Genomic DNA, 25,568 nt, shown 5'->3' on the forward strand with positions numbered 1-25,568 from the left:
ACCAAGAGACTGGATTGATGCGCGGCGTGCGGGTCCTGAAGTCCTGCCAATGCTATGATGGCCCTATGACCGACCCTGTTTCCCCCTCCCGTTCCTCACCGACCTTCACGGCCGCGGAGCGGAACCTGATCCGGCGGGAACTGGGGGTACGGTTTGGCACCTCGCCGCGCCTGGCCGACGGTATCCATCTGCGGACATGGCGCGGCGGACCGCAGGCGGGGCAGCCGAAGCTGCCGGTGGCGGTGCAGAGCATGGTGGAGCGCGGCCTGATGATGGTCCGGCCGGGACCAGGGCCGTTCGCGCGGGCTTTCTTCACGGAAGCTGGTCTGGCCACCCTACGGCGCCTTGCCGGAGAGCGCCGGGGCCTGGACCCGGCGCAGTACGCGCACGTCCGGCAGGAGTTGGGCCTGGAGAAGCTAAATACCGAGGATGTCGACGCAAAGGCCTAGAGCCGCACCATCCTGTTGAGCTCCTGCATCCTGCTCCTTGTTCGATGGAACCGAGCCAGCGGATGTCCTCTACACCTCCTGCGGCCAGAGGCGCAGGTATCCCGCCTCCATCACCCGCCCGAAGCTCATGCCGTAGATCGCGTCGAGCCGCGGATCCCGCAGCACATCGGATGGGTGGCCGGCCATGACCAGGCGCCCGGCATCCAGAACCAGCACCAGGTCGCACCAGCGCGCCGCGAGGTTGAGGTCGTGGAGCACCACCAGCGCCGCGCAGCGCTTCGGGCGGGCGCGCAGTAGGGCCATCATCCGCCACTGCTGGGCAACATCCAGCGCCGCTCCCGGCTCGTCCGCCAGCAGCAGCGGCGGCTCCGCAGCCAGCACCGTGGCGAGCAGCGCCCGCCCGCGCTCACCCCCCGACAGGCTGGACCAGCGCTGCGCCAGCCGCTCTTCCAGCCCGTAGCGCGCGGCGAGGGAACGCAGATCCGCGGGCGCCGCCGTGTCGCCGCGCCCGGCGCCAAGACGCAGCAGCTCGGCCAGCGTGACATCCCAGTGCGGCGCGAAGCTCTGCGGCAGGTAGCCGATGCGCCGGGCCCGCAGCGGCATCGGCCAATCCGCCAGCGGGCGTCCTTGCAGCAGGACCCGGCCGGCCGTCGGTGTTGTCAGCCCGGCCAGCAGCCGGATCAGGCTGCTCTTTCCCGCGCCGTTGGGGCCGAGCAGCCCCACCATCTCACCCGGGTGCAGGGCGAGCGACACCGCCTCCACCAGCCGGCGTCCACCTGCATCCCAGCAGAGACCCTCGGCCCGCAGCAGGGGCTGGCTCATCGCCGCGCCTCACGCATCAGCACCAACAGAAAGAACGGCCCGCCGATCAGGGCCGTGACAAGGCCGAGCGGGATCTCGGCCGGCGGCAGAGCCGCGCGGGCGATGCCGTCGGCCAGCATGGCCAGGGCGGCACCGATCGCGGCGGCGGCAGGCAGCAGGCGACGATGCCTGGTGCCAAGCCACCAGCGCGCCAGACGCGGCGCCATCAGCCCGACGAAACCCACCAGCCCGCCCCAGACCACCGAGATGGCGACCACCAGCGCCCCCACCAGCACAGCCCGGCGGATGAAGGCACGCACCGGCAGGCCGAGGCTTTCCGCCACGGCCTCACCCAGCCCCAGCCGGTCGAGCCCGCGCGCCAGCGGCAGGGCAGCGCCCAGGCCAGCGGCTACCAGCAGCGCCAGCAGCCCCAACTCGGGCCAGGAGGGCGTCTGGATGCCGCCCAGCGTCCAGGCGAGCACGGCCTGCAGGCTGACCGTTTCCTCGGACAGGGCGAGCATCAGAAAGGAGCGCAGCGCGCCCAGCACGGCGGCGACCGCCACCCCGGCCAGCAGCAGGCTCGGCACTGCCACCAACCCGGCCAGCCGCGCCACGCCGAGCACCAGCGCCGTGGCGCCCCAGGCGCCGAGAAAGGCCAGCAGCGGCAGGGCCAGGGCCGACGAGATCGGCAGCGGCGCCAGGAGGCCGATGGTGGCGCCCACCGCCGCGCCGCCGGCGCTGCCCAACAGGTAGGGCTCCGCCAACGGGTTGCGGAACACCCCCTGGAACACCGCGCCGCCCAACCCCAGCAGCGCGCCCACGCAGCCTGCCGCCAGGACGCGCGGCACCCGCCAGGTGAGGATGATGCGGGACAGTGGTGCCTCCGGCTCGGAGAGCACCGACAGCAGCTCATCGGGTCGCAGGATCTCGCCGCCCAGCAGCACGCCCACGGCGAGGCATGCCAGCAGCAGCCCGCCGAGCAGCAGCGCCGGCCTCACGCGAAGGCGTGCCTGTGCAGCAAGGGAGCCAGGTGCTCCACCCCCTCCACCACGCGCGGACCAGGGATCAGCAGCAAGGCGCGGGGAACAGCATGGACCCGCCCCTCCCGCACCGCCCGCAGGCCTTCCCAACCGGGCCGCCGGGTCAGGGCCTCCGCCTGCGCGGCCGTGCCGGCGAGCAGGATGACATCCGGTTCCGCGCGTAGCACCGCCTCGCCGGAAACCTGCGCCGGTCCATGGAGCACTGGAAAAGCCAGCGCGCCGCCGGCCAGCCGCACCGCATCGGCCGTGTAGCTGTCGGGACGCGGGATGCCGAACACGCCGCGCCCGGTGGAGGAGACCTCCAAATAGACCCGGGGTCGGGTCCGTCCGGCCAGCCGGGCCGCCACGGCCGCGAGCCGGGCGCGCAGTCCCTCGAGCAGTACCGCCGCCTCCGCCTCCGTGCCGGTCGCCTCGGCCAGCAGGGCGATGTTGGCGAAGACCTGCGGCACGTCCCGGTGCTCCACCACTAGGACCGGGATGCCGGCGCGGCCGAGAGGGTCGAGCAGCGTGCCCGCGGCCTGACGGGCTGGCGTCATCACCACCAGATCGGCGCCGAGCCGGGCGATCGCCTCCGCCGAGAAGCCGAGCCGCCCGCCGACCAGCGGCTTGCCCACCACCTCCGGCGGGAAGCGCGTGTAGGCCTCGATGCCGACGATGCGCGGCACCATGCCCAGCGCGGCCAGCAGTTCCACGTTGGACGCGAAGATGGCGACGATGCGCTGCGGCGGCGCGGGCAGAAACACGCCGCGCCCCAGCGCGTCCTCCACATGACGCGGCCAACCCGGCATGGCCTGGGCCCTGCCCGCGGCCGAGAAGAGCGGTGCGGCCAGGATGGCGCGGCGCGTGAGCCGCATCAGAAGGTGATCTGCAGCCCGGCGATGAACTCGCGCCCCGGCATGGAGGTGCCGTAGCCTCCGTTGGAGAAGCGCAGATCCAGCTTGTAGGGCCGCTCGTCGGTCGCGATGAAGATCGGGCTCTCGTTGACGTCGAGAAGGTTGTTGACCACGCCGAACAGGGTGATGTTCTCACGCATCTTGTAGTTGCCGCGGAGGTTGACCACCCAGAAGGGCGCCTTGCGGTGGACAAAGTCCCGGTTCGGCTCGGCCTGCGGGATCAGCAGGTTCTCCTCCGTGTTGTAGAACATCGGGCCGCGCAGGATACCCGTGGCACCGATGTCCCAATCCTGGCCGCCGAACACGGTGCCGATGCTCGCCTGGTAGCGGTACATGCGCTCGGCATTGCGGGTGTTGCTGCCAGTCTTGGCACGATCGACCATGTCGAAGTTCCAGGCGCCGTTGGCGAAGGCGCGCCAGCGCCAGCCGGGTGCGAGGCCGGACAGCCGCGCCAGGTCGGTGCTGAACTGTGCCTCCAGCCCGCGCACCACCATGTCGCCGGGATTGTTGGCGTAGTCCGAGGTATTGGCCGTGCCGGTCCGCGCGCGGGTGGTGATGCGGTCCTGGATGACGTTCTGGAACAGTGCCAGATCGAGCTGCGCCAGACGTCCGGTGAGGGTGGCGCCGACCTCCACTGCTCGTTGCGCTCGGGCTCCAGGTCCGGATTGCCGAAGGTGCGGCCACCGCCGACGGCGGTGAAGTCGGCGGCAAGCTCGGTCGCCGTGGGCGCGCGAAAGCCGGTGGCCCAGCCGGTGCGCAAGGTCAGCCAGTCCAGCGCCTGGACGCTGGCACCCAGCGAGTAGGTGGTGCTGTCGAAATCCGCCTCCCGCGCCCGGAAGCCGCCGAGGTTCGGGGTCGGGTCGAAGAGCGTGGTGCCCCAGCTCTGGCGGATGCCGGCGCGCAGCGTCAGCCGCTCGTCGAACAGGCGCTGCGCGTCCTCGGCATAGAGGCCGTAGACCATGTTGGTCTCGTTGTTGTCGTAGGGCGCGACCTGGCCCGTCGGTCCTCCCGGCAAACCGATGCGGAACCGGTCGGAGCGCAGCGTAGCATGCTCGGCGTCGAAGCCCAGCAGCAGGTCGTCGCCGGCCCACAGCCGCATCTGCGGCTGCAGCCGGGTGCCGACGATCTCCAGCCGCCACTTGTTCCAGTCGAGCAGCGTGCCGGGGGCCGGATTGTTGCCGGAGCGGATGACGGGCGACGCCCAGCGGAAGGTGTCCACGTCGCGCACCGCGTAGCCCTGCGCATTCCAGGAGAAGCGGCCATCCGGCGAGGCGCCGGTGAGGGCGATGTCGAGGGATTCGTTGACGCGGTCATCCTCGCTCTGCGGGTTGCCGGCGGAGCCGCGGAAGCCGGCGTCGTAGATGCCGTCGGTGCGAGCGGTGATGTCGATGCGGTTGTTGTCGCCGAGCGGCAGGCCGAAGGCCGCCGTCACGCCGCCGCGCCGGTAATCCGTATTGGCCTCCCGCGCGCCGCCGCCGACGCGGTAGTCATCCCGCAGCGTGCCGGAGAGACCGAGATAGGCGCTGTAGCCATCAACGTCGATGCCGTAGCGGGCACTACCCCGCGCCAGCCCCCAGGAGCCGCCGGAGAGCTCAGCGAAGCCGCCGGGAGAGTTGCGCCCGTCGCGCAGGATCAGGTTGATGACGCCGCCCATGGCCTGGCTGCCATAGATGACGCTGGCCGGACCCCGCACGATCTCGATGCGCGCCACATCGGCGGGCGAGAGCTTGGACAGGTTGGCGGTGCCAGCGCGCCGCCCGTTGACCAGCACCAGCACCTGGCTGCGGAAATCCCGCCCCTGGCCGTCCGTGGCGCCGCCGCGCAGGTTGATGCTGGTCTGCGCCCGGGTCCACTCGCTGAAGAAGCCGCCAGCGCGCTCGGCCAGAGGATCGGTCACGCTGCGCGCGGTGGAGTTGCGGATCTCCTTCTCCTCGATCACCTGCACGGTGCCGGCGAGCTGCGTGCGCAGCTCCTTGCGGCCCGTGGCGGTCACCACGAGTTCGGGCAGGCGCACCGCGGTGTCTGCGGCGTCCTGCGCCGCGGCGGGGCTGGCTGCCGCGAGGGCGGCGGCCAGGAGGACACTTCGAAATACCTCGCGCTCGCTGCGCTGATCTGATTCCCTGGCTTCGGTCAGTGGAGGCAATGGTGATGGCGGGTCAGCCTGGCTTCTTCAATGTCGACGAGCGGTATGCCGCCCTCTCCGCGGCGGGCGACCCGCTGGAGCGCCTCTCAGCCGTGGTCGACTTCGAGATCTTCCGCCCCGTACTGGAGGCGGCGCTGGCGCGTTCGGATCGCAGCCGCGGTGGGCGCCCGCTCTACGATGCCGTGCTGATGTTCCGCGTCCTGGTGCTGCAGGCGCTCTACAGCCTTTCGGATGAGCAAGCAGAATTTCAGCTGCGGGACCGGTTGTCGTTCATGCGCTTCGCGGGTCTCGGCCTGCACCAGGCGGTGCCGGACGCCAAGACGATCTGGCTCTACCGCGAGCAGCTCAAGCAGGCGGGTGCCATCGAAGGGCTGTTCCGCCGCTTCGACGAGGTCCTGGCCGCCAAGGGCCTCCTCGCCATGGGCGGGCAGATCATCGACGCCACGATCATTGCCGCGCCGCGCCAGAAGCTCACCCTGGAGGAGAAGGCCACGATCCGGGAGGGCGGCACACCGGCGCATTGGTCGAAGGCCAAGCGGGCGCAAAAGGACCGGGATGCCCGCTGGACGCTCAAGGGTGGGAGAGCCAAGCCCAAAGCCGAAGGCACACAGCGCCAAACCATCCAGATCGCGGTGCCGATTTTCGGCTACAAGAGCCACATCGGCATCGACCGGCGGCACGGGCTGATCCGCCGCTGGACGGTGACCGATGCCGCCCAGCACGACAGCCGCAGCTTTGCTGGCCTGCTCGATCCCGCAAACACCGCCAGCCGCGTCTGGGCCGACACCGCCTACCGCACCAGGCGCAATCTGGAGGTGCTGGAACGGCGTGGCCTGAGCGAGCGCATCCAGTTCCGCCGCCCACCGCGACGCGGGCTCTCCGAGCTTCAGGCCAAGGCCAATGCCGCCCGCGCCCGGATCCGCTCCGGCATCGAGCATGTCTTTGCCGCGCAGAAGCACCGCATGGCGCTGTTCGTCCGCACCATCGGCCTGGCGCGGGCGCAGGTGAAGATCGGCATGGCCAACCTGGCGTACAACTTTGCCCGCCTTGCCTGGCTTAGCACCCGAACTGCGCCCGGATAGCCCGGCAGCTCCACAAAGAGCGGCGCCAGCGGCGCCAAGCCCATCATCCAGCTCCATCAGCAGGCTCGCGTCATGACCGGGCGCGACCATCAAGCTCCCAATGGTCATGCAGCGGCGGGTACTTCGAGGTCTCCAGCTGAAGCAGGAACTCGGCCTGGGGCACTTCGAGGGACGGTCATGGACCGGCCTGCACCGACACGCGCTGATAACGTGCATCGCCTTTGCCTATCTGCAGCACCTCCGCCTCGCCACGCACCGCCGGACGAGGCGGGGGGAAAATGTGGACCCCGATGCCGGGCCCGCCACCCTCGCCGAGCCTGCCCGCCGTGCGACGCGCCATCCTCGACCGGCTGTTCAGCCACCTCGTCACGCCGATCCGATGTCCGCATTGCCGACGGAGGTTTCCATCACCTCATCATAAAATGCCCAGGTAGTGCTAGCCAGGATCAAGTCCGAGGCCGTAGAGACGCTCCGGATTGTGCCGCAACACGCGCTCGCGGTCCTCTGGGTTCGGGATCCAGGCGAGTAGAAGATTCAACAGACGGCCATCATTTGGCATCCGTTCCACGGGAATCTGCGGGTGCGGCCAGTCGCTGCCCCAGACAATCCGGTCAGGGGCAGCGCGGAGCACCGCCTGATACAATGGTCTGGCATCGGGATAATCCGGCCCCTGGCGTGAGACGCGATAGGGCGCCGAAAGCTTCGCCCAGGCACCATGGTCCCGAACCAGCCGCAGGAGTGCCTGAAAGCCGGGTGCTTCCATGCCAGCCGCCGCGTCTGTCTCTCCCAGATGGTCGAGCACCACGGGCACGGAAGATGCCAGCCGTGCCAAACGGCTCTCCTCCCCCGGCAAAGCCCGCGCGTCGGCCCAGAACTGTGCGTGCCAGCCAAGCTCGCGCATGATCGGAAGCAGGGCCTCCACCGCATCCCAGCCGACACCGCGGCGGTAATTGGGCTGGTGATCGGGGTGGAACAGGTGAAAGCGTAGCCCGCGTACGCCAAGGCGGTGCCAATCTCGCAGCACCGCCGCCTCGGTGTTGGCTGGGGTGATGGCAACACCTCGAAGCCGCTCGGGAGCCGCTTCCAGGGCCGCCAGCATGGCCCGGTTGTCAAAGCCATGCGCGTTCGCCTGAACAACGACGCCCTTGGCCAAGCCGAGGGCGTCCAGATGCCGCAGGAAGTGCGAAGGTGGTGCATCAGGCGGCGTGTAACCGCGGCCATCGGCGAACGGATAGCGGTCTGCAGGACCGAAAACATGGGCGTGGCAGTCCCACCCACCTGCCGGCGGAGAAGGAGAGACCGGCTCAGGGTAGGGATCAGGGCCTGGAATGGGGATAGTCATGGCAGCCTCAGTCGATGCGGATGTTGCCTTCACGCACAACGCGATGCCACTTGTCCCATTCGGCGCGAAGGAAGGTGTTGAAGTCGTCTGGTGTGTTGGGGCGCGTGCCGACATTCAGTTCAGCGAGCCGGCTGGCAATGGCTGGCGCGCGGATAGCCGCGTTCATCGCGGTGCTGAGCTGCTCGACAACAGCATCCGGTGTGCCTTTGGGCATGAAGATACCGTTCCACTCATAAGCCTCGACTCCTGGCAGGGTCTCGGACATCGCCGGCACATCCGGAAGGGAAGCCAGGCGGCCGCTGCCGGTATGGCAGATAGCCCGGACCGACCCTGCCTTGGCGTGGCCGGTGGCACCTGACCCATTCGCAAAGCCGTAATGGATCTGTCCACCAATCACATCGTTGGCCAGCGGCCCGCCGCCGCGATAAGGTACGTGATTGGCCGCTATACCTGCTGCCTGCCGGAACAGCTCCAGCGCCATGTGCTGTGCCGAGCCGGTTCCTGAGGAGCCGATGTTCAGCCCTCCCGGCGTTTCTCTGGCGGCGGCAATCAGTTCGGGAAGGGTGCGGACCGGCCTGGAGGGGGTGGCGATCAGCAGGTTCGGTACCACGGCGGAGAGGAACACCGGCTGCAGGTTGCGCCACAGATCGAATGGCATGTTGGCGTTGAGGGCGGGGTTGATGGTCAGCGGCGTGGAGTCATACAGCACCGTATAGCCGTCGGGCTCAGCACGGGCCGCCACGGCCGCGCCGATAGAGCCGGCGGCACCTGGCCGGTTCTCGATGACGAAGGACGCCCGCGTCATCTCCGAGAGGTGCGTGAACAGGATGCGGGCCACCGTGTCGGCACCTCCTCCTGGCGGCCAGGGTACGATCACCCGCACCGTGCGGTTGGGCCAGTCGCCTGCTGTTGCCTGGGCCAAAGCTCTTCCAGGAAGCAGCAATGCAGGCGTGGACAGCACAGCACGTCGGCTGACCGCCCTCACCACCAAGTCCCGTATCATGGAGCCCTCCTGTGTTTATTGTTGACAGAGTATCGCAGCGGCGGGTGATGTCCATCCATGGCAGGGGCCTGGACCTTCGGCACGCTCCTTGGCCCGGGCCGGCTGGAGCAGACAGGCTGGCTGGCAAGTTGCTGATGCGGGCGCCTCAATCTTCTGGTACCAGGATACGTCGCTTCGGCCCGTCTCCTGGTTAGAAACGACAATCAAAGGATTAGCGAGGCTTCGCCTGCCGCGTGGCGGGCCAGCATCGCCCGACGCAGCGGCAGGCGTCAGCTTCTTCGGACGATGGCGCGGCGCTGACGGCGGCGGACACGGGCCTGGCCCGGCAATACGGCCGCCATGGCCCGCGCCGCTCGCTGGAAGCCGTCGAATACGCCACCCTCGAGAGGGTAGACTGGTTCAACAACCACCGCCTTCTCGCGTCAATCGGCAGCAGGCCACTGGCTGGAGCCAAGGCGTGTCACCGGCTGCGGGGATGCACCAGTCCTGGCCGCGCCACCCAAGCCAACCAGCCTCTGGGAAAAGCCAGGGGCGGTTCGACTTGCCGCAACCGTATAAGCCTCCCAACAGGGCATTCGATGCCCTGAACACCGCTGCGAGAAAGGGGGAGGGGGTGCCGGCCTCCCTCTCCCTTTCACCCAAGGCCCCTGGAGAGTGGCTTGCTTTCCATGGGCTCCTTGCTCCCCGGCGTCGTATTCCCTGGCACCGTCTTCCCTGGCGCCGGGCCACCGAGCGCGCGGGGTTCTCCGCCGCGGCGCTGCAGCATCTGCGCCACCACCACCGCGGCGGCGCAGAGGACGCCGATGGTGTCGGTCACCGGCCCCGGCACAATCAGCGCGAAGGCAGCGGTCAGCCCAGCCGCCCGCTGCCAAAGGGCCATGCGGGCCAGCAGGTAGCCGTGCAGCGAGGCTGCCAGCAGGACCGCCCCCGCCACGGCGCTGCCCACCGCGAGGGCGATCGCGCCGGCATCGCCGATCAGCAGCAGGGCTGGCTGATAGACGAACATGAACGGCACGATGAACCCCGCCGCGCCGATCTTCACCGCCGCCATGCCGGAGGCCCAGAGGTCGGATTTGGCGAGGCCGGCAGCGGCGAACACAGCCAACGCCACGGGCGGCGTGATGGCCGAGAGGATGGCGAAGTAAAAGGCGAACAGGTGCGCCGCCGGCTCCACAACGCCCAGCGTGATCAGCGCCGGCACCAGCAGCGCGACCATGACGATGTAAGCCGGGGTGGTCGGCATGCCCATGCCGAGCACGATGCCGGCCACCATGGTCATCAGCAGTGCCAGAAGCAGGCTCTGCTGCGCGACATCCACGACGATCTGGGTGAAGGTGATGCCCACCCCCGTCAGGCCGATGATGCCGATGACGATGCCGGCGCAGGCGCAGGCCATGGCGATGCCGAGCGTGTTGCGCGCCCCGTCCATCATGGCCCCGCCCAGGTTGGCCAGGCTCAGCGTGTGCCGCGTGCCCCGCCGCAGCGCGGCGGCCGGGAAGCAGGCCAGGGTGGCCACCAGCGCCGAGAGCGGCGCCGAGAAGCCGCCAAACAGCCCGGCGATGATGATGATGAGCGGGATGGCCAGGTGCCAGCCCTCTGTCGCCACCTGCCGCAGCCGCGGCACCTCATCGTCCGGCAGGCCGTGCAGGCCGGTGCGCTTCGCCTCGAAATGCACCGCGGCAAAGGTGGCGACATAGTAGAGCAGCGCCGGACCCGCCGCCCAGGTCACCACCTGGAGGTAAGAGACCTGCAGGAACTCGGCCATGACAAAGGCCGCCGCCCCCATGATCGGCGGCATGATCTGCCCGCCGGTGCTGGAGACCGCCTCGACTCCGGCGGCGAAGGGGGCGCGGAAGCCGCTGCGCTTCATCAGCGGGATGGTGACCTGGCCGGTGACCATGACGTTGGCCACCGCCGAGCCGGAGACACTGCCGAACAGCGAGGAGGAGACCACCGCCACTTTGCCTGGACCGCCCGTGGCGCGGCCGGTCAGCGCCAGCGCGAAATCCATGAACAGCCGCCCGACGCCCGAGCGCTCCATGAAGGCGCCGAACAGCACGAAGATCACCACGTAGCCGGCCGATACGCCGAGGGTGGAGCCGAAGATGCCTTCCGTCGTCAGGTAGAGCTGGTCCACCAGCGACAGGAGCGTGGCGCCGCCGAAGAAGAACGCCCAGGTGAGAAAGGCCACCGCCGTCACCGGCAGCGCCCAGCCGATCACCCGCCGCGTCGCTTCCAGGATCAGCAGCACGAGCAGCACGCCGCCCGCCACGTCCATCGGACGCGGATCGTCGATATAGGGCATGCGGAACACCAGCCACTGGTAGTCCGCAAACAGGCGGCCCACCGCCCAGAGCGACAGCGCCACCACCGCCCAATCCTCCGGCCCCGGATTGGACGCGCCGCGCCCCGTGCGCAGGGGATAGATCAGGAAGACCAGGGTGATCGCGAAGAGAAGGTGCGTGCCACGGAAGATCATCGCCTCCGGCGGCGCGAAGGCGATCACCCCCATGTGGTAGAGCGCCATCGCCGCAGCGATGGCGCCCGCCAGCCCGTTGACGGCGCGCTGGTAGGTCACGGGCGCGCGGCCTTACTTCGCCGCCAGGGCGTTGGCCTCGCGATAATAGCGCTTGGCGCCCTCGTGCATGGGCACGCTGATGTCCTGCGCGCCGAACTTCACGTCGGCCTGCTTCATGGAGCCGACCACGTTGCGCAGCGTGCCGACGTTCTCCCACATCGCCTTGGTCATGCGGTAGACCTGGTCGGCATCGCGGTCGCACTGGGTGATGATGTGCGTCGTGTAGGTGATGGTGGAGGGCGTGCCCTGCTGCTGCGGATAGGTGCCGGCGGGCAGCGGGTTAAGGCGATAGGCCTCGTTGATCTTCTGCATGCCCGCCGAATAGGCGGACAGGTCGAGCAGCCGCATCTCGCGCGCCGAGGCGAGGTCCATCACCGCGCTGGCGGGGATGGTGGTGCCGAGGGTGAAAGCCTGGGCATGCCCGTCCTTCATCAGCCCGACAGCGTCGGTGTAGCCGGTCTGGAAGTTCGGCTTGATGTCGTCATAGGACAGGCCCGCCACCTTCAGGAGCTGCTGGGTGATGACCTCGGCGGTGTTGCCGCGCGGCTGGATCGCGACGGAGCGGCCTTTCAGATCCTCCACCCGCGAGATGCCGGAATCCCCCAGCACCACGAGCTGGAACCACTGCGGGTAGAGCGAGCCGATGTTGCAGACGTTGCTCACCTTGCCGGGAAAGGGCGCGCGGCCCTGCAGGCCGTCCACCGTGCTGATCGAGTTGGCGAAGGCGATGCCCGCCTTGCCCTCGCCCACGCCGCGCACGTTGATCACGCCGGCGCCGGGCACGACCTGCAGCGAGAGGTCCGGCACGTTGTGCTCCCAGATGTTCTTGAGCGCGCCGCCGAGCGGGATCCAGGAGCCGCCCTGCGGCCCGGTCATGAAGCGGAGTTGCTCGGCGCCGGCCGGCGTGGCGAGGCTGGCGGCGAAGCCGCTGGCAAGGGCCATACCCAGGATCGCGGTCTTGCGCATCGTTCTCTCCCTGCATTGCTGGCCCGGTTTATGGCGTCTCGAGCGCGGGAACCCCGCCGCGACCGTGCCGAGCCTTGGGAGAGAGATGGCGCGCCCGGAGGCGCCGGCCTACCGCGTAGCATTACGTAGGCGGCGGCGCGCCCCGCCTCGCGCTAGGATGCGTTCCCGCGCGGCAAGGTGCCGGGCGGAGCGGAAGGGAGAGGCGCGTGCCGGCAGAAGGGAGCGCCGCGGCGGCGGGGCTTGGCCAGCGGCCGGCGGGGTGGCGGCTGTCCTGGCACCTGGCCGCGCTCTGCTTGGCCGTGCTGGCGCCAATGCTGGCGATCGGCGGCGTGCTGGTGCTGTACTTGGCCAGCGCAGAGCGCGCGCGGCACGAGATGGACGCGCGGCAGGCGGCCTGGCGACTGACGGCGGTGCTGGACCGCGAGCTGAGCTCGTTGCAGACGCTGCTGCGTGTGCTCGCCACCTCCGATCACCTGCAGGCCGGCGACGTCGGCGCCTTCATCGCTCGCGCGGCGCAGGTGCCGCGCCCGCCGGGCGCCGAGATCGCGCTGCACGATGCACGAGGCCGCCCGGTGGCCGACACCGGCGCCGGACGCGCCGCCATCCCCGGCGGCCCGCCGGACGCGCCGGTCTCGGGCCTCATGCTGGCCGGGCCCGGTGGGCAGGCCAGCTTCGTGATCACCGCTCCCGCGAACCTCGGCGGGGCGGCTGCCCGGCTGAGCCTGATCGTGCCGCTCGCCCATTTGGAGGGGCCGGTGCAGGCGGCGACCGTGCCGCGCAGCATGACCGCCAGCGTGACCGACGCCGGGGGCCACATCCTGGCGCGCAGCCACCAGGCGGCGCGCCTCGTGGGCGGTCAGGTGGCGCCGGAGCTCCGCATCCCACCCGGCGCGGCGCAGGGCTGGCGGGAGAGCCACGACGCCGATGGCGAGGCGGTGGTGATGGCCTTCAGCCGCTCCTCCACCGCGGGTTGGACGGCGGCAGTGTTCATGCCGGCCAGCGCCTTCGCTGCGCCGCTGCGGCGCCTGTTCTGGAGCGCGCTCGCCCTCGCGCTGGCGCTGGCGGTGCTGGTTGCGGGACTCGCCTCGCTCTTCGCGCGGCGCATCAGCCGTCCGATCGCGGGCCTCGCCGCCTTCGCCGGCGGCGCCGCCCTGCCGGAGCACTGGCCCGCCGGGCCGGTGCGCGAGGTGGACGCAGTGGGCAGGGCGCTGCTGGAGGCCCGCACCGAGGCACGCGAGCGGCTGCGCCGCTCGGAGGACCTGCTGCGGACGCTGGACCGGGCGCAGGTGCTGGTGCGCGAACCGGGCGGGCGGATCACCATCTGGACCTCCGGCTGCGAGCACCTCTACGGCTGGCGGCGCGAGGAGGCGCTGGGCCACATGGCGCACGATCTGCTGGAAACCCATTTCGCGCTGCCGCCGGAGCAGATCATGGACCGACTGCTGCGGACCGGAGAATGGCAGGGCGAGCTGCGCCAGCGCCGGCGCGACGGCAGCGAGATCACCGTCATCAGCCACTGGGCGCTGCGCAGCGGGACCGCGAGCGGACCGCAGGCGGTGGTCGAGACGAGCCACGACATCTCCGCCCTACGCGAGGCGGAGGCGGCGCTGCGGCTGAACCGCGACCTGCTTGCCTCCGTGCTCGACGCCAGCATCGAGCCGATCAGCGCCTGCGACCTGAAAGGCCGTTTCGTCATCCTGAACGAGCCTGCGGCGCGGCTGCTTGGCAGCAGCGCCGCGGCAGCGGTGGGGCGGACAGTGGAGGCGCTGCTGCCCGGCTCCCCCCTGGCGGCGACGCGGGCGGTGGATGCGGACGTGGCCGCCAGCGGCCGCGGGCAGGTGATCGAGACCGAGCTGCCCGACGGCGATGGCGGCGCGCGGGTGCTGTTGTCGAGCAAGACGCCCTGGCGCGACGGCGCCGGGCGCATCTGCGGCGTCGTCACCGTCTCGCGCGACATCACGGCACGGCGGCAGGCCATGGCCCGCTCGCAGCAATTGCAGGAGGAACTGCTGCACGTCTCGCGGCTCAGCGCCATGGGGGCGCTGGCGGCGGAGCTGGCGCACGAGCTGAACCAGCCGCTGACGGCGGTGGCCAACTTCGCCGACGCCGCGCGCCGCCTGCTGGGCGCCACCGGGAACGATGCCGCGCCCACCCTGCCCGCCGCGCGGGAGGCAATGGCGGAGGCGACCGAGCAGGCCATCCATGCCGGCCGCATCGTCCGCCGCCTGCGCGGCTTCATCGGCCGCGGCGAGACCGACCGCAGGCCCGTCGTGCTCGGCCCGCTGGTGGAGGAGGCGGTGCGGCTGGCCATGACCGGCTCCGGCCGTCAGGGGGTGGCGCTGGAGCTGCGGTTGGAGGCGGCGGCGGCGCTCGTCGTCGCCGCCGACCGGGTGCAGGTGCAGCAGGTGGTGGTGAATCTGGTGCGCAACGCGCTGGAGGCGATGGGCGGGAGCCCGCGCCGCCGGCTCAGCGTCACCGCCGCGCGGGAAGGGGCGGAGGCGGTGCTGCGTGTCGCCGACACCGGGCCCGGCATCGCCGCCGAGGTGGCGCCGCGCCTGTTCGAACCTTTCGTCAGCACCAAGCCGGAGGGCATGGGGATCGGCCTGTCGATCTGCCGCTCGATCCTGGGCACGCATGGCGGCCGGCTCTCCGTCACAGAAACCCCCGGCGGCGGCGCCACCTTCACCGTGGCGCTGCCACTCGCGCCGGAAGGCGCCAGAGCAGGAGAGACGTCCGATGGATGAGGAACGCATCGCCTATGTCGTCGATGACGAGGCGGTTGTGCGCCGCTCGGTGGTGATGCTGCTCGACGCCGCCGGCTTCAAGGCCACCGCCTTCGAGTCCGGCGAGAGTTTCCTGGCCGCCGCCGCCGCCGGCCTGCCCTTCGGCTGCCTGCTGCTCGACCTGCGGATGCCCGGCATGGACGGGCTCGCGGTGCAGCGCGAGCCGGCGGCGCGCGGCATCGACATGCCGGTGGTGGTGATCACCGCACATGGCGACGTGCCGGTGGCCGTGCAGGCAATGAAGCTCGGCGCTGTGGATTTTATCGAGAAGCCCTATGACGGCGAGGCGCTGCTGCGCGCCGCCGGCGCGGCCCTCGCCGGCGGCGCCGAGCGCCAGGCCCAGCAGCGGGAAGCGGCGGAGGCGGCGGAGCGGCTGGCGCTGTTGACGCCGCGCGAGAGCGAGGTAGTGCGAGGCTTGGTGGCGGGGCGGCAGAACAAGGAGATCGCCCGCGACCTGCAGCTCAGCCCGCGCACGGTCGAGGTGCACCGCGCCAACGCCATGGAGAAGCTCGGCGCGCGCAGCGTGTCGGAGGCCGTGCGCTTGGCGCTGGTGGCGGGTATCGCGGCACCAGCGCAGGAGGGCTGAGCGCGGAGCGTGCCAGGCAGGGTCTCCGTTTGCGGGGATACCGTCCGCTTGCGGGGTGTCTCGATCAACTGGAGACCTCGAAGTACCCGCCGCTGCATGACCATTGGGAGCTTGATGGTCGCGCCCGGTCATGACGCGAGCCTGCTGATGGAGCTGGATGATGGGCTTGGCGCCGCTGGCGCCGCTCTTTGTGGAGCTGCCGGGCTATCCGGGCGCAGTTCGGGTGCTGAGCCAGGCAAGGCGGGCAAAGTTGTACGCCAGGTTGGCCATGCCGATCTTCACCTGCGCCCGGGCCAGGCCGATGGTGCGGACGAACAGCGCCATGCGGTGCTTCTGTGCGGCGAAGACATGCTCGATGCCAGAGCGGATCCGGGCGCGTGATGCATTGGCTTTCGCCTGCAGTTCGGAGAGTGGGCGCCGAGGCGGCCGGCGGAACAGGATGCGCTCGCTCAGGCCGCGCCGTTCCAGCACTTTCAGATTGCGCTTCGTGCGGTAGGCGGTGTCGGCCCAGACACGGCTGGCGGTGTTCTCGGGATCGAGCAGGCCAGCAAAGCTGCGGCTATCATGCTGGGCCGCATCTGTCACCGTCCAGCGGCGGATCAGCCCGTGCCGCCGGTCGATGCCGATATGGCTCTTGTAGCCGAAGATCGGCACCGCGATCTGGATGGCTTGGCGCTATGTGCCTTCTGGTTTGGGCTTGGTCCTGCCGCGCTTGAGCGTCCAGCGGGCATCCCGGTCCTTTTGCGCCCGCTTGGCCTTCGACCAATGCGCCGGCGTGCCGCCCTCCCGGATCGTGGCCTTCTCCTCCAGGGTGAGCTTCTGGCGCGGCGCGGCGATGATCGTGGCGTCGATGATCTGCCCGCCCATGGCGAGGAGGCCCTTGGCGGTCAGAACCTCGTCGAAGCGGCGGAACAGCCCTTCGATGGCACCCGCCTGCTTGAGCTGCTCGCGGTAGAGCCAGATCGTCTTGGCATCCGGCACCGCCTGGTGCAGGCCGAGACCCGCGAAGCGCATGAACGACAACCGGTCCCGCAGTTGGAACTCTGCCTGCTCATCCGAGAGGCTGTAGAGCGCCTGCAGCACCAGGACGCGGAACATCAGCACCGCATCGTAGGGCGGGCGCCCACCACGGCTGCGGTCCGACCGCCTCAGCGCCGCCTCCAGTACGGGGCGGAAGATCTCGAAGTCGACCACGGCTGAGAGGCGCTCCAGCGGGTCGCCCGCCGCCGAGAGGGCGGCATACCGCTCGTCGACATTGAAGAAGCCAGGCTTACCCGCCATCACCATTGCCTCCGCTGACCGAAGTCAGGGAATCAGATCAGCGCAGCGAGCGCGAGGTATTTCGAAGTGTCCACCTGATAGAGCTTCATGGTGGCAGGTAGCAGGCGCTGAGCGGCGAAGTCCTGAAGCTCCTGCCGAAAGCCATACCCGCAGCGGCAATGCACCTCTAGCCCGTAGCCGAAGCGATACGAGGGGATCAACGGGCTTCAGTCTGCCGTAGTTGGCCACCAGGCAGCCAATCATTGCAAAGGTGAAAATAATTTGTGAACATTGCTAACTATCGCACTATCTCACTAGCTAACTGGCGCGATAGGTGGCTTGCCGTAGCGCTCAAACAGCAGGTTTAGGCCCTCGGCTATCAGGTCGGCCTGATCCTTGTCCGTATCCAGCGCAATCTGGGCGAGCTGCTTCCGCACGGCGGGGTCTACCCAGACGCCAATGGATACCTTGCCAATCCGCGAGCGCTGAACGGTGCGGCCAGTCAGGGCGGCGGACGGTGCGGCCTCTGCCGGAGCTTGCGGAGGAACCGAAGTGGGCTTTGGGTGACGCTGCACCCCTTCCCTTTCCTCATGGCTCCGCATCGCCGCCATGAAATCCACAGGCTTCTTGCTCATGCCGCCTCAACCTTCTTAGGCACTTTCACCTTAGTTAACTTCTTAACTAGTGCACTAGTAGACATTCCTACTTGTGCACTTACCCACTGCATAAGAGAATCAATCTCTTGCGCGGCTTTGCCCGCCGGCTCGTATTCCTGCGCCGTCTGTCCGGCGAGCAGGCAGCGGTTGAAGGCGACCCGCTGGCCTAGCCGGAGCGGGCAAACAGCCATCCCGAATTGCGCAGTGATGGCTTTGGCTGCCTCGTCGGCCACCGTACCCTGCGCCGCCACCTCGTTCAGCACGGCATAGGTTGGTTTCTTCAGGTAGTTCAGCAGGTCGGCGGTTTTCCGCATCGCCCGCAAATCCATGATCGAGGGCTGGCACGGCACCAAGATTAGATCGGCGGCCCGTGCCGCATCCAGTGCCGTTCCCTCGCTATGCGGAGCGGTATCCAGCACCACTAGCTCCGCCCCATGCTCCTTGGCAGCCTCCAGTGTCTTTCCCAGCCGAGACGGAGGAACCGCCATCACATAGGGTCGCTCGGCTTGGCGGGCGTCCTTCCATTCGGCGGCGGAGGTCTGGGGGTCGAGATCGACCAGCAGCGTCTGACTGCCTGCCGTCTCAAAGGCGGTGGCCAGATGGATGGCCAGCGTAGTTTTGCCTACGCCACCCTTCTGGCTGATAAGTGCAATGGTGCGCATGTGTGCTCTTCTCCTAGTGGGCTAGTGCACTGGCTCTCTGAACGATCAGCCAACCAGAGGCACCCCTGGATTGCTCTCTATCGCACTATCTCACTCGACCGCTAGTGCCCCTGTATGAAAGTGGAACAGTTCGATAGCGCACTAGTGCACTAGTGCGCTAATGGCTTGCCTGTAGGCAAAAGATACTGATCTATCAAAGCCTTACCGGAGCGACGTCATGGACGTGATCGGCTACCTGCGGAACCTGAACCAGTGGCCGACAGGGCCACACCCCTATCTAGCCGGTGACGGCTCCCCATTGCCTGCTGCGAGACCGGAGCGAGCGGCTGCGCTTCGCCAGCATGGAACACCTGCTGGAGCATTGGGCCTATATGTTCTTTCAGGGCATCGAGATGCTGACGCTCTGTGAGGCGGATCGGGACGCGGCCATGGTCGCACGGGGACGGGTCGAGGTAGCGGAGGATGAAAAAACGCTGCGGCTGATCGCTGTCACGAGCGGGGTGAGCGAAGCGGCAGCGGATACGCTGGTGAGGCGGCCAGTAGAGGCGGGGAGGGCGATTGGGCACTTTGAACTACCTGCTGGGGCGTAGCTTTCGTGAACAGGACCGTTGCCTCAGGCCGTGACGCGCACCCCGCTGATGAGGCTGGATAATTGGCTTGGGGCGTTTGGCGCGCTTCTACGCGGCGGCCACGGGCTTATGCGGACGCAGTTCGGGCGCGGAGCTAGGCCAAGCAGCGGAAGTTGTAGGCCAGATTGCCACGCCGACGGTACGCACGAACAGCGCCATGCGGTGCTCCTGCGCGGCGAAAACATGCTCGATGTCGGAGCGGATCCGGGCGTGTGAGGCAATGGCCTTCGCCTGCTGCTTGTAAAGCCCGCGCCCCGGTGCTTTGCGGAGCTGGATGCGCTCGCTCAAGCCGCACCGCTCTAAGGCTTCGAGATTGCGCCGGGCGGGTCCTTCGAGGTGTCCAGTTGTCCACAGCTTTGCCGTGAAAGCTACAGGAAGGATAGAGGTTCTAGATAATAGGTTTGTGTCACCGATTACACGCGGGCTTTGTCACCGATTACACGTGCAAACCGTCACCGATTACCTGTGGACGACGGGGGTGATTCACCCGTCTTGCCCTGGTCGTGTCCCACCGCGTGGTGTAGGAGGCGGCCGTCTGGATGAGGGCGGCCATCATGGTGTTCCTCGGTAAGGTTGGGTTGTCGAGACCTGGAACCTGAACCTTGGAGACCATGATGACCGACGAGAGGATTGCCCTTCGCGAGCTGCTGGAGAAGGGTTCTGACGCCACTTTCCTGCGGGAGATGATCGGCTTTGCCGCCCAGCGGCTGATGGAGCTGGAGGTGGGCGAGGCAACCGGCGCTGCGCATGGTGCGCGCTCCCCGGACCGGCTGGTACAGCGCAATGGCTATCGGGAGCGGGACTGGCAAACGCGGGCCGGGACGGTGGAGCTGCGAATTCCGAAACTCAGGAAGGGCAGCTACTTCCCGGCCTTCCTGGAGCCCAGGAGGCTGGCGGAGAAGGCGCTCACGGCGGTGATCCAGGAGGCTTATGTCGGCGGCATCTCCACCCGCTCGGTGGACGACCTCGTCCGGGCCATGGGGATGGAGGGCATCTCCAAGAGCCAAGTCTCCCGGCTCTGCACCGAGATCGACGGCCGGGTGCAGGACTTCCTTGGCCGGCCGATCGAGGGCGACTGGCCCTATCTCTGGCTGGATGCCACCTACGTGAAGGTGCGGGAGGCCGGTCGCATCGTCTCGGTGGCCGTCACCATTGCGGTCGGCGTCAACAGCGACGGGCGCCGCGAGGTGCTGGGCATGGCGGTCGGCGCCTCCGAGGCGGAGACCTTCTGGACCGACTTCCTGCGCGGCTTGGCCCGGCGCGGCCTGCGCGGCGTCAGGCTGGTCGTCTCTGACGCCCATATGGGCCTCAAGGCCGCGGTGGCCAGGGTGCTCAGGTCCACCTGGCAGCACTGCCGCGTGCATTTCGGCCGCAACGCCGCCGCTCATGCGGGCAAGACCCAGCGCCGCATCGTCTCGGCCTGGATCGGCACCGCCTATGCCGAGGCCGATGCCGCCGCGGCCCACGCCCAGTGGCGCACCGTCGCCGACCAACTCCGCCCCAAGGTGCCGAAGCTCGCGGCCCTCATGGACGCCGCCGAGGATGACGTGCTGGCCTTCATGGACTTTCCCCGGGAACACAGGGCCAAGCTGCACAGCACCAATCCGATCGAGCGCCTCAACGGCGAGATCAAGCGTCGCACCGACGTCGTCGGCATCTTTCCCAACGAGGCTGCCATCACCAGGCTCGTCGGGGCACTGCTCCTCGAGCAGTCCGACGAATGGGCCACCCAGCGCTCCCGCTACATGACCCTGGAGACAATCGGCGCCGTGAGCGATACTGCCTCCGTCAGCCTGCCTGCCGCGGCCGCCTGACACTGCGGCTCAGTCCGCTGAGGAACACCGCTCCTACACCACGCGGTGGGACACGACCCTTGCCCTCCGTCACCGATTGCACGTGATCGGCTTGTGGTCAGCCAAGGCTGTACTTGTGGCGGCACCGATTGCACATGGATAGGAATAGCTATCCTGGATCGCTCTGGAGGCCCGTCACCGATTGCACACAGCCCGATGCCTCTCAGATGAGGTCCGGGCCGGGAGCGTCACCGATTGCACGTGGCACCGATACCAGCAGCTTCCTGACAGGCGGCTGCGAGTGGGTCAGGGTTATGCCCCCGCCGTCCGTTTCCAGCCGTGCCTCCGGGTAAACCGCCTTCACCTCGGCCAACTGGCGCAGGAAGAAGGCCCTAAACTGCCTGATCTGGGCATATCCCAGCCCGAACTGCTCATGCAGGGCCGCCCACGGCACGAACTGCGGCTTGCTTTCGGGGATGCGGTGGAGCCGCTGGGCCAGCCAGCAATACACATCCAGCGCCAAGGCGGAATCCCTGAGCGCTGATATCGCCCGCTCATCCAGCGGCACGGCATGGCGGGTCAGGCTCTCGTAATAGTCGAGGCTGAGCTTCAGAGTGGACGGCCATAGCACTCGCTGGCTCTGGTCCTTGTCGAACCAGAGATTGAAAGCTCCTACCACCTTCGTATCGACTTGCAGGGCATGATCGCCGTTCACGATGCCCATGCGGAAGGTGGCGGCTGCCAAGGCGGAGAGCTGGGCCTTCAGCATGCGGACCTGCCGCCCGTCCTGCGTCTTTCCCATCAGCCGCCGGAAAAAGGCGGTCATGCTGTCCTCTACCGGGATGATGGGCGACTGACGCCGCACTGCTTCCCCGTTCAGGTGCATCAGCAGCAGCCGCGCTTTCGGGCCGTAGGGCAGCGGGAGCTGGCTATAGCGGCTCGTCTTGGGGTCCAGAACCTCCCCAGCCTGTACCAGAAGCGTGGCGCGTCCCTGGCGCTTCTCCCAGCGCAGCACACCCTCCGGTGGCTTCGCGGCAGGCAGAGAGGTCTGGCACAGGATGGAGTGCTGATAGGCAATATCGTCCGGTTCGCCGTCCCGAATGTCAGCGGCGGCCTCCATCAACCGCTTCTGGAGCAGGCTAAGGCCGTCCGTCATTCTACCCACCCCTCTTTTGCCCCGATTTCCGCCAAGGCGTTCTGGGGTGCGCCGTGGCCGAATCGTTATAGCGCAGCTACTTGATAGCGTAGAGTGAGGCATAGGCATTTGGCGAAGCAACCGCCCGAACGCGGACGCACGGAAACAAAGAGGGAGGGGTTAACTCCCTGTTGGAAAAGTTTCCCAGGTCGGTGGCTATCACCCCTCAAGGGAGGCGGCCCTTCACGGAGCGCGAGGCTCCATTCTGTGCCGTCCTCGCAGCTCGGATCAGCCGATCTGAAGCAGGCCGACTTCCGGACCCTTAGAGCCTTGCACCACTTGCATCCGGACGACCTGGCCTTCCTGGAGCATGGAGGCGCCCGCTCGCTCCAGGGCCGTCGCATGAACGAAGACGTCCTTGCCCCCATCCTGCGGGCTGATGAAGCCAAACCCCTTGTCGGGATTGTACCACTTCACAGTGCCCATCATTTCAACCGCGGAACTCAGATCAACGGTCCGCCGCGCTTCCCGTGGCCGTGCCGGCCGAGTGTGGGAAGCGTCACGCTGCGGCGCCACTGGGCTGGCCGTGCTCTCGTCCAGGGACAGGACTTGGTCGACTTGCAGCCCTTTCTGTCCCTGCCCCACCCGCACCTGCATCGACGCACCGGGGCTGACAGCCTGGACGCCGGAAGCCTGCAGAGTGTTGGCATGGAGAAAGGCGTCGCCCGATCCATCGGCCAGTTCAACGAAGCCGAAACCCTTCTCGACATTGTACCACTTCACCGTGGCCCTCAGCTCGGGCGTGGCAAAGGCGCCGCCAAAGCTTGGTAGGGAAGGAAAGCTCGGACGACCGGAGTAATCGTCATCATCGAAGCCACGGCGGCGGGAAGGTCGCTGGCGGTCGTTCCGAGGAGGTGACATGGAAGGCACTTTCGGCTGTGAACTCAGGGAGGCGGATATCGTCTCATCGTAGCCTATCTGCCTAACCATATCGATGCCGATAGACTTGCGTCGAAGGGCTGGAGAGGTAGTGGGTCGGCCAACCGCAGCATCCTGACTGATGCGGGCCTGGATGTCGGTCGGTGGACCTGCGGCAGCCTGGCACGTCAAGAACGTTCGGAGACGCAGCAATGCGGCAATTAACTACCTCACAGCTTTATGCACGATAAATAAGATTTATCGTGTCTGACTTTTCGCTAAGCGCCTGGACTTCCCCAGGAGAAGTGGAGAGCGCTCAGGTAAGTTCATGATCACCTGGAGGCCACCGGCCTCGATCAGGCGGGAGGTGGCGCTGCGTAGCAAACCGCCGCGTTCCTGGTGGTCCCAGCATCTACCATTCTCTGCTTGTCCCGGGTGCCGGCCTGCGCCAGCCGGAAGAGGCTAGCGATGACCTAGCGAACCAGGACGCCCTTTTCCGGCGGCTTTAGCAACCAAATCGGCCTCCTCGAACGGTCACCGCAGGACCAGACGGTACAAGCTGTGTCAGCCATACCCGCATCTTCTACTCCTGCAGCTTATGCCACCTTGAAACATATGGCATCACAGGCCATAGTGACACATGGATGCCATTCGCCTGCACGCCGAGAAGCTAGTGTTCGCGGACGGCGCGATCCGGGAGGAAGTCATCTGGCGCGTACCGTCGCCGGTGCCTCCCAGCGAGCATGGCTACAAGTATCGACTGGTCTACGTGGTGAACGGAACCAGGGTCATCGGGTACGACAACGAGCGCGGCAAAGGCGATCATCGGCACCACCACGGAGCGGAGCATCCTTATCAGTTCCGTGGCTTGGCTGCCCTTCTGGACGACTTCCGCGCCGAGGTTGAGCAGGAAAGGAGCCAGGCATGAGCAAGGTGACCATTCATTTCGCGGTCGATCGCCAGAGGGCTGATCATGACAGCCTCGCGCGCCTGCTGGAGGCGGACGCCCGCTACAACCGCGGGGAAGAGGTCGAGGCCGAGGACCACGTCACGTTCGAGTCGTTCGAGATGCTGCTCAGCGCACTGTCTCCCAAGCGTCTGGAATTGCTCCGTCACCTGCACCAGCATCCAGCGCGCAGCACCAAGGCCCTGGCCGAAGCGATCGACCGCGACTATCGCCGTGTGCATGACGATGTTGCGGCTCTGGCGCAGATTGGGCTGATCGAGCGGGATGGCACAGCGCTGCGGGCACCGCATGATGAGATCGCCTTCGCGCTCTCCCTCAGTGCACCGGCTAAGGCTGCATGATGACAGCAAAGGCGCCAAAGCTGGCGCCTACCAGCTCACATTGTTTCCACCAGCATCGACACCACTCACCTCAGGTGAGCCGCGTCGATGCTGGCTGTTGCCAGTAGATCCTAGGTTCGTAGCGAAAGGCTTGAGGGCTTCCAGATGAGCGTGATGGATGGTTCCAGTGAAGCCACTCCCGAGGCAAGCGAAGCCACCTCAGATCTGCCCCTGGCTGCCCCACAGCCGCCACCTGTCCTCATCAGGGCTTCGCTACAGCCATCCATTAACCTAGCGTGTTGATTGCCACTGAGACCTGACCCGGGGTTGCCACGAGGATCTGACCCGGGTTGTGGATGCGGGGTTTTCAGATCTCGTCAGGTCGGCTGTGGTTTCCTTTCGCGATGGGCCTGGGTGGCGGAGCTGTTCCTGAAGCGGAAGCTGTCGTTGCCGGTCTCCAGGATGTGGCAGTGGTGGGTGAGCCGGTCGAGGAGCGCGGTGGTCATCTTGGCATCTCCGAAGATCGCCGCCCATTCACTGAAACTGAGGTTGGTGGTGATGATGACGCTGGTCTGCTCGTAGAGCTTGCTGAGCAGGTGAAACAGCAGGGCACCGCCTGAGGCGCTGAACGGCAGGTAGCCCAGTTCGTCGAGGATCAGCAGGTCGGCATGGAGCAGGCGGGCCGCGATCTGCCCGGCCTTCCCGGCGGCTTTCTCCTGCTCGAGCATGTTGACCAGCTCCACCGTGGAGAAGAACCGCACGCGCTTGCGGTGATGCTCGACCGCCTGAACGCCGAGCGCGGTGGCCACATGGGTTTTGCCGGTACCTGGTCCACCGACCAGTACGACGTTGTCGGCGCTATCCATGAAGGCACCGGCGTGAAGCTGGCGCACCAGGGCTTCATTGAGCTGGCTACCAGAGAAGTCGAAGCCTGTCAGATCCTTGTAGGTGGGGAAGCGTGCGGCCTTGAGCTGGTAGGCGATGGAGCGGACCTCGCGCTCGGCGATCTCGGCCTTGAGCAGCTGCGACAAGATGGGGATCGCGCTTTGGAAGGCAGGCGCGCCCTGTTCGGTGAGTTCGGCTGCGGCCTGTGCCATGCCGTGCATCTTGAGGCTGCGCAGCATGATGGTGATGGCGGCGGCCGCCGGGTCATGACGCATGGCGACCTCCCTGCCTCGGGCGCAGGCTGTCGTAGCGGGCGACGTTGGCCTTGGGCTCCTGCGCCAGCACGAGGGCCTGGGGCGCCTCGATCGGCGGCACCTGGGGGGCTGTGCCATCGGTCAGCCGGTGCAGCAGGTTCAGGATGTGTGTCTTGCTGGCGACCCCGGCCTGCAGCGCCATCTCCACGGCGACCAGCACAGCCTGCTCGTCATGCTGCAGCACCAGGGAAAGGATCTCCACCATCTCCCGGTCGCCGCCGGACCTGCCGTGCAGTTGACGCTGCAGCTGCCGGAACGCCTCCGGCAGTTCGGCGAAGGGCGCGCCGTTGCGCAGGGCACCGGGCTTGCGCTGGACCACGGCCAGGTAGTGGCGCCAGTCGTAGACGGTCCGGCCCTGCCCGT

Annotated in this window: 21 protein-coding genes and 4 pseudogenes; 9 read left to right on the forward strand and 16 right to left on the reverse strand. The window is 67.8% G+C overall.

Annotated elements, in window-relative coordinates:
• Positions 1-65: 65 nt before the first annotated feature.
• Complete coding sequence (locus tag CR165_RS21990; RefSeq protein WP_109519062.1) at positions 66-449, forward strand: hypothetical protein; 384 nt, start codon at positions 66-68, stop codon at positions 447-449.
• Between the two features lie 69 nt (positions 450-518).
• Here the strand turns inward: CR165_RS21990 and CR165_RS21995 are convergent, their stop codons facing one another.
• The 4 genes and pseudogenes from CR165_RS21995 to CR165_RS26165 form a co-directional block, all read right to left on the reverse strand.
• Positions 519-1,271 (reverse strand): ABC transporter ATP-binding protein, encoded by a 753-nt coding sequence (locus CR165_RS21995; RefSeq protein ID WP_109519063.1) that lies wholly within the window; start codon positions 1,269-1,271, stop codon positions 519-521.
• Positions 1,268-2,248: a FecCD family ABC transporter permease gene (locus CR165_RS22000; RefSeq protein WP_109519064.1), complete on the reverse strand. Its 981-nt coding sequence runs from the start codon at positions 2,246-2,248 to the stop codon at positions 1,268-1,270. Before CR165_RS22000 ends, CR165_RS21995 begins: the two co-directional genes overlap by 4 nt.
• On the reverse strand, positions 2,245-3,144 hold the full coding sequence (locus tag CR165_RS22005) for an ABC transporter substrate-binding protein (protein WP_109519065.1): 900 nt from the start codon (positions 3,142-3,144) through the stop codon (positions 2,245-2,247). The genes CR165_RS22000 and CR165_RS22005 overlap by 4 nt, the downstream gene beginning before the upstream one ends.
• Positions 3,144-5,197 (reverse strand): annotated as a pseudogene (locus CR165_RS26165) (TonB-dependent receptor). The gene CR165_RS22005 and the pseudogene CR165_RS26165 overlap by 1 nt, the downstream one beginning before the upstream one ends.
• Before the next feature lie 134 nt (positions 5,198-5,331).
• Between CR165_RS26165 and CR165_RS22015 the strand changes: the two are divergent.
• Positions 5,332-6,408 (forward strand): IS5 family transposase, encoded by a 1,077-nt coding sequence (locus tag CR165_RS22015; protein WP_109519079.1) that lies wholly within the window; start codon positions 5,332-5,334, stop codon positions 6,406-6,408.
• A gap of 133 nt (positions 6,409-6,541) precedes the next feature.
• A pseudogene (locus CR165_RS25810) lies at positions 6,542-6,829 on the forward strand (IS701 family transposase); the annotation flags it as partial.
• 15 nt (positions 6,830-6,844) lie between these two features.
• Here the strand turns inward: CR165_RS25810 and CR165_RS22025 are convergent.
• The 4 genes from CR165_RS22025 to CR165_RS22040 all read right to left on the reverse strand — a co-directional run bounded on the left by CR165_RS22025 (position 6,845) and on the right by CR165_RS22040 (position 12,297).
• The gene (locus tag CR165_RS22025; protein ID WP_109519067.1) at positions 6,845-7,750 is read right to left on the reverse strand and encodes an amidohydrolase family protein; all 906 of its coding nucleotides are present in this window, start codon (positions 7,748-7,750) and stop codon (positions 6,845-6,847) included.
• A 7-nt stretch (positions 7,751-7,757) separates the two neighbouring features.
• Positions 7,758-8,588, reverse strand: coding sequence for a Bug family tripartite tricarboxylate transporter substrate binding protein (locus CR165_RS22030; protein ID WP_181378298.1), 831 nt, complete (start codon positions 8,586-8,588; stop codon positions 7,758-7,760).
• A gap of 799 nt (positions 8,589-9,387) precedes the next feature.
• Positions 9,388-11,331, reverse strand: a complete 1,944-nt coding sequence (locus tag CR165_RS22035; RefSeq protein WP_245906690.1) for a TRAP transporter permease — start codon at positions 11,329-11,331, stop codon at positions 9,388-9,390.
• A 12-nt stretch (positions 11,332-11,343) separates the two neighbouring features.
• Positions 11,344-12,297 (reverse strand): TAXI family TRAP transporter solute-binding subunit, encoded by a 954-nt coding sequence (locus CR165_RS22040; RefSeq protein WP_109519069.1) that lies wholly within the window; start codon positions 12,295-12,297, stop codon positions 11,344-11,346.
• A gap of 206 nt (positions 12,298-12,503) precedes the next feature.
• Between CR165_RS22040 and CR165_RS22045 the strand changes: the two genes are divergently transcribed.
• On the forward strand, positions 12,504-15,041 hold the full coding sequence (locus tag CR165_RS22045) for an ATP-binding protein (RefSeq protein WP_109519070.1): 2,538 nt from the start codon (positions 12,504-12,506) through the stop codon (positions 15,039-15,041).
• Positions 15,034-15,666 carry a response regulator transcription factor gene (locus CR165_RS22050; RefSeq protein ID WP_109519071.1) on the forward strand — a complete coding sequence of 211 codons (633 nt, stop codon included), beginning with the start codon at positions 15,034-15,036 and terminating at the stop codon, positions 15,664-15,666. Before CR165_RS22045 ends, CR165_RS22050 begins: the two co-directional genes overlap by 8 nt.
• Before the next feature lie 204 nt (positions 15,667-15,870).
• Here CR165_RS22050 and CR165_RS22055 read toward each other — a convergent pair.
• From CR165_RS22055 to parA, 3 genes and pseudogenes are all read right to left on the reverse strand, one after another.
• Positions 15,871-16,947: pseudogene (locus tag CR165_RS22055) on the reverse strand (IS5 family transposase).
• Between the two features lie 293 nt (positions 16,948-17,240).
• Complete coding sequence (locus CR165_RS22060) at positions 17,241-17,561, reverse strand: ribbon-helix-helix domain-containing protein (protein ID WP_109519072.1); 321 nt, start codon at positions 17,559-17,561, stop codon at positions 17,241-17,243.
• On the reverse strand, positions 17,558-18,244 hold the full coding sequence (parA, locus tag CR165_RS22065) for a ParA family partition ATPase (RefSeq protein ID WP_109519073.1): 687 nt from the start codon (positions 18,242-18,244) through the stop codon (positions 17,558-17,560). The genes CR165_RS22060 and parA overlap by 4 nt, the downstream gene beginning before the upstream one ends.
• 341 nt (positions 18,245-18,585) lie before the next feature.
• Here parA and CR165_RS22070 point away from each other — a divergent pair, with 341 nt between their 5' ends.
• Complete coding sequence (locus CR165_RS22070; RefSeq protein WP_146201996.1) at positions 18,586-18,834, forward strand: hypothetical protein; 249 nt, start codon at positions 18,586-18,588, stop codon at positions 18,832-18,834.
• Between the two features lie 87 nt (positions 18,835-18,921).
• Here CR165_RS22070 and CR165_RS24685 read toward each other — a convergent pair whose 3' ends face one another.
• Positions 18,922-19,161 (reverse strand): hypothetical protein, encoded by a 240-nt coding sequence (locus CR165_RS24685; protein WP_146201997.1) that lies wholly within the window; start codon positions 19,159-19,161, stop codon positions 18,922-18,924.
• Positions 19,162-19,487: 326 nt separating this feature from the next.
• On the opposite strand from CR165_RS24685, the gene CR165_RS22075 reads away from it, so the two are divergent.
• On the forward strand, positions 19,488-20,687 hold the full coding sequence (locus CR165_RS22075; protein WP_109519081.1) for an IS256 family transposase: 1,200 nt from the start codon (positions 19,488-19,490) through the stop codon (positions 20,685-20,687).
• Positions 20,688-20,889: 202 nt separating this feature from the next.
• Here CR165_RS22075 and CR165_RS22080 read toward each other — a convergent pair whose 3' ends face one another.
• Together CR165_RS22080 and CR165_RS26070 are read right to left on the reverse strand one after the other, a co-directional pair.
• Entirely contained in the window at positions 20,890-21,822 is a 933-nt protein-coding gene (locus tag CR165_RS22080; RefSeq protein WP_181378299.1) for a replication protein RepA, read from the reverse strand.
• A 267-nt stretch (positions 21,823-22,089) separates the two neighbouring features.
• The gene (locus CR165_RS26070) at positions 22,090-22,584 is read right to left on the reverse strand and encodes a cold-shock protein (protein ID WP_367604294.1); all 495 of its coding nucleotides are present in this window, start codon (positions 22,582-22,584) and stop codon (positions 22,090-22,092) included.
• Positions 22,585-23,359: 775 nt separating this feature from the next.
• Between CR165_RS26070 and CR165_RS22090 the strand changes: the two genes are divergently transcribed.
• Together CR165_RS22090 and CR165_RS25225 are read left to right on the forward strand one after the other, a co-directional pair.
• Positions 23,360-23,647 (forward strand): toxin-antitoxin system TumE family protein, encoded by a 288-nt coding sequence (locus CR165_RS22090; RefSeq protein WP_099097439.1) that lies wholly within the window; start codon positions 23,360-23,362, stop codon positions 23,645-23,647.
• Positions 23,644-24,027 (forward strand): HVO_A0114 family putative DNA-binding protein, encoded by a 384-nt coding sequence (locus CR165_RS25225; protein WP_176559973.1) that lies wholly within the window; start codon positions 23,644-23,646, stop codon positions 24,025-24,027. The genes CR165_RS22090 and CR165_RS25225 overlap by 4 nt, the downstream gene beginning before the upstream one ends.
• Before the next feature lie 356 nt (positions 24,028-24,383).
• Here CR165_RS25225 and istB read toward each other — a convergent pair whose 3' ends face one another.
• Both istB and CR165_RS22105 read right to left on the reverse strand, forming a co-directional pair.
• The gene (gene istB / locus CR165_RS22100) at positions 24,384-25,166 is read right to left on the reverse strand and encodes an IS21-like element helper ATPase IstB (protein ID WP_109519077.1); all 783 of its coding nucleotides are present in this window, start codon (positions 25,164-25,166) and stop codon (positions 24,384-24,386) included.
• Positions 25,156-25,568, reverse strand: a pseudogene (locus CR165_RS22105) (IS21 family transposase); the annotation flags it as partial. The gene istB and the pseudogene CR165_RS22105, both read right to left, overlap by 11 nt.

The organism is Teichococcus aestuarii (assembly GCF_003116135.1).
Classification (GTDB): Bacteria; Pseudomonadota; Alphaproteobacteria; order Acetobacterales; family Acetobacteraceae; genus Pseudoroseomonas; species Pseudoroseomonas aestuarii.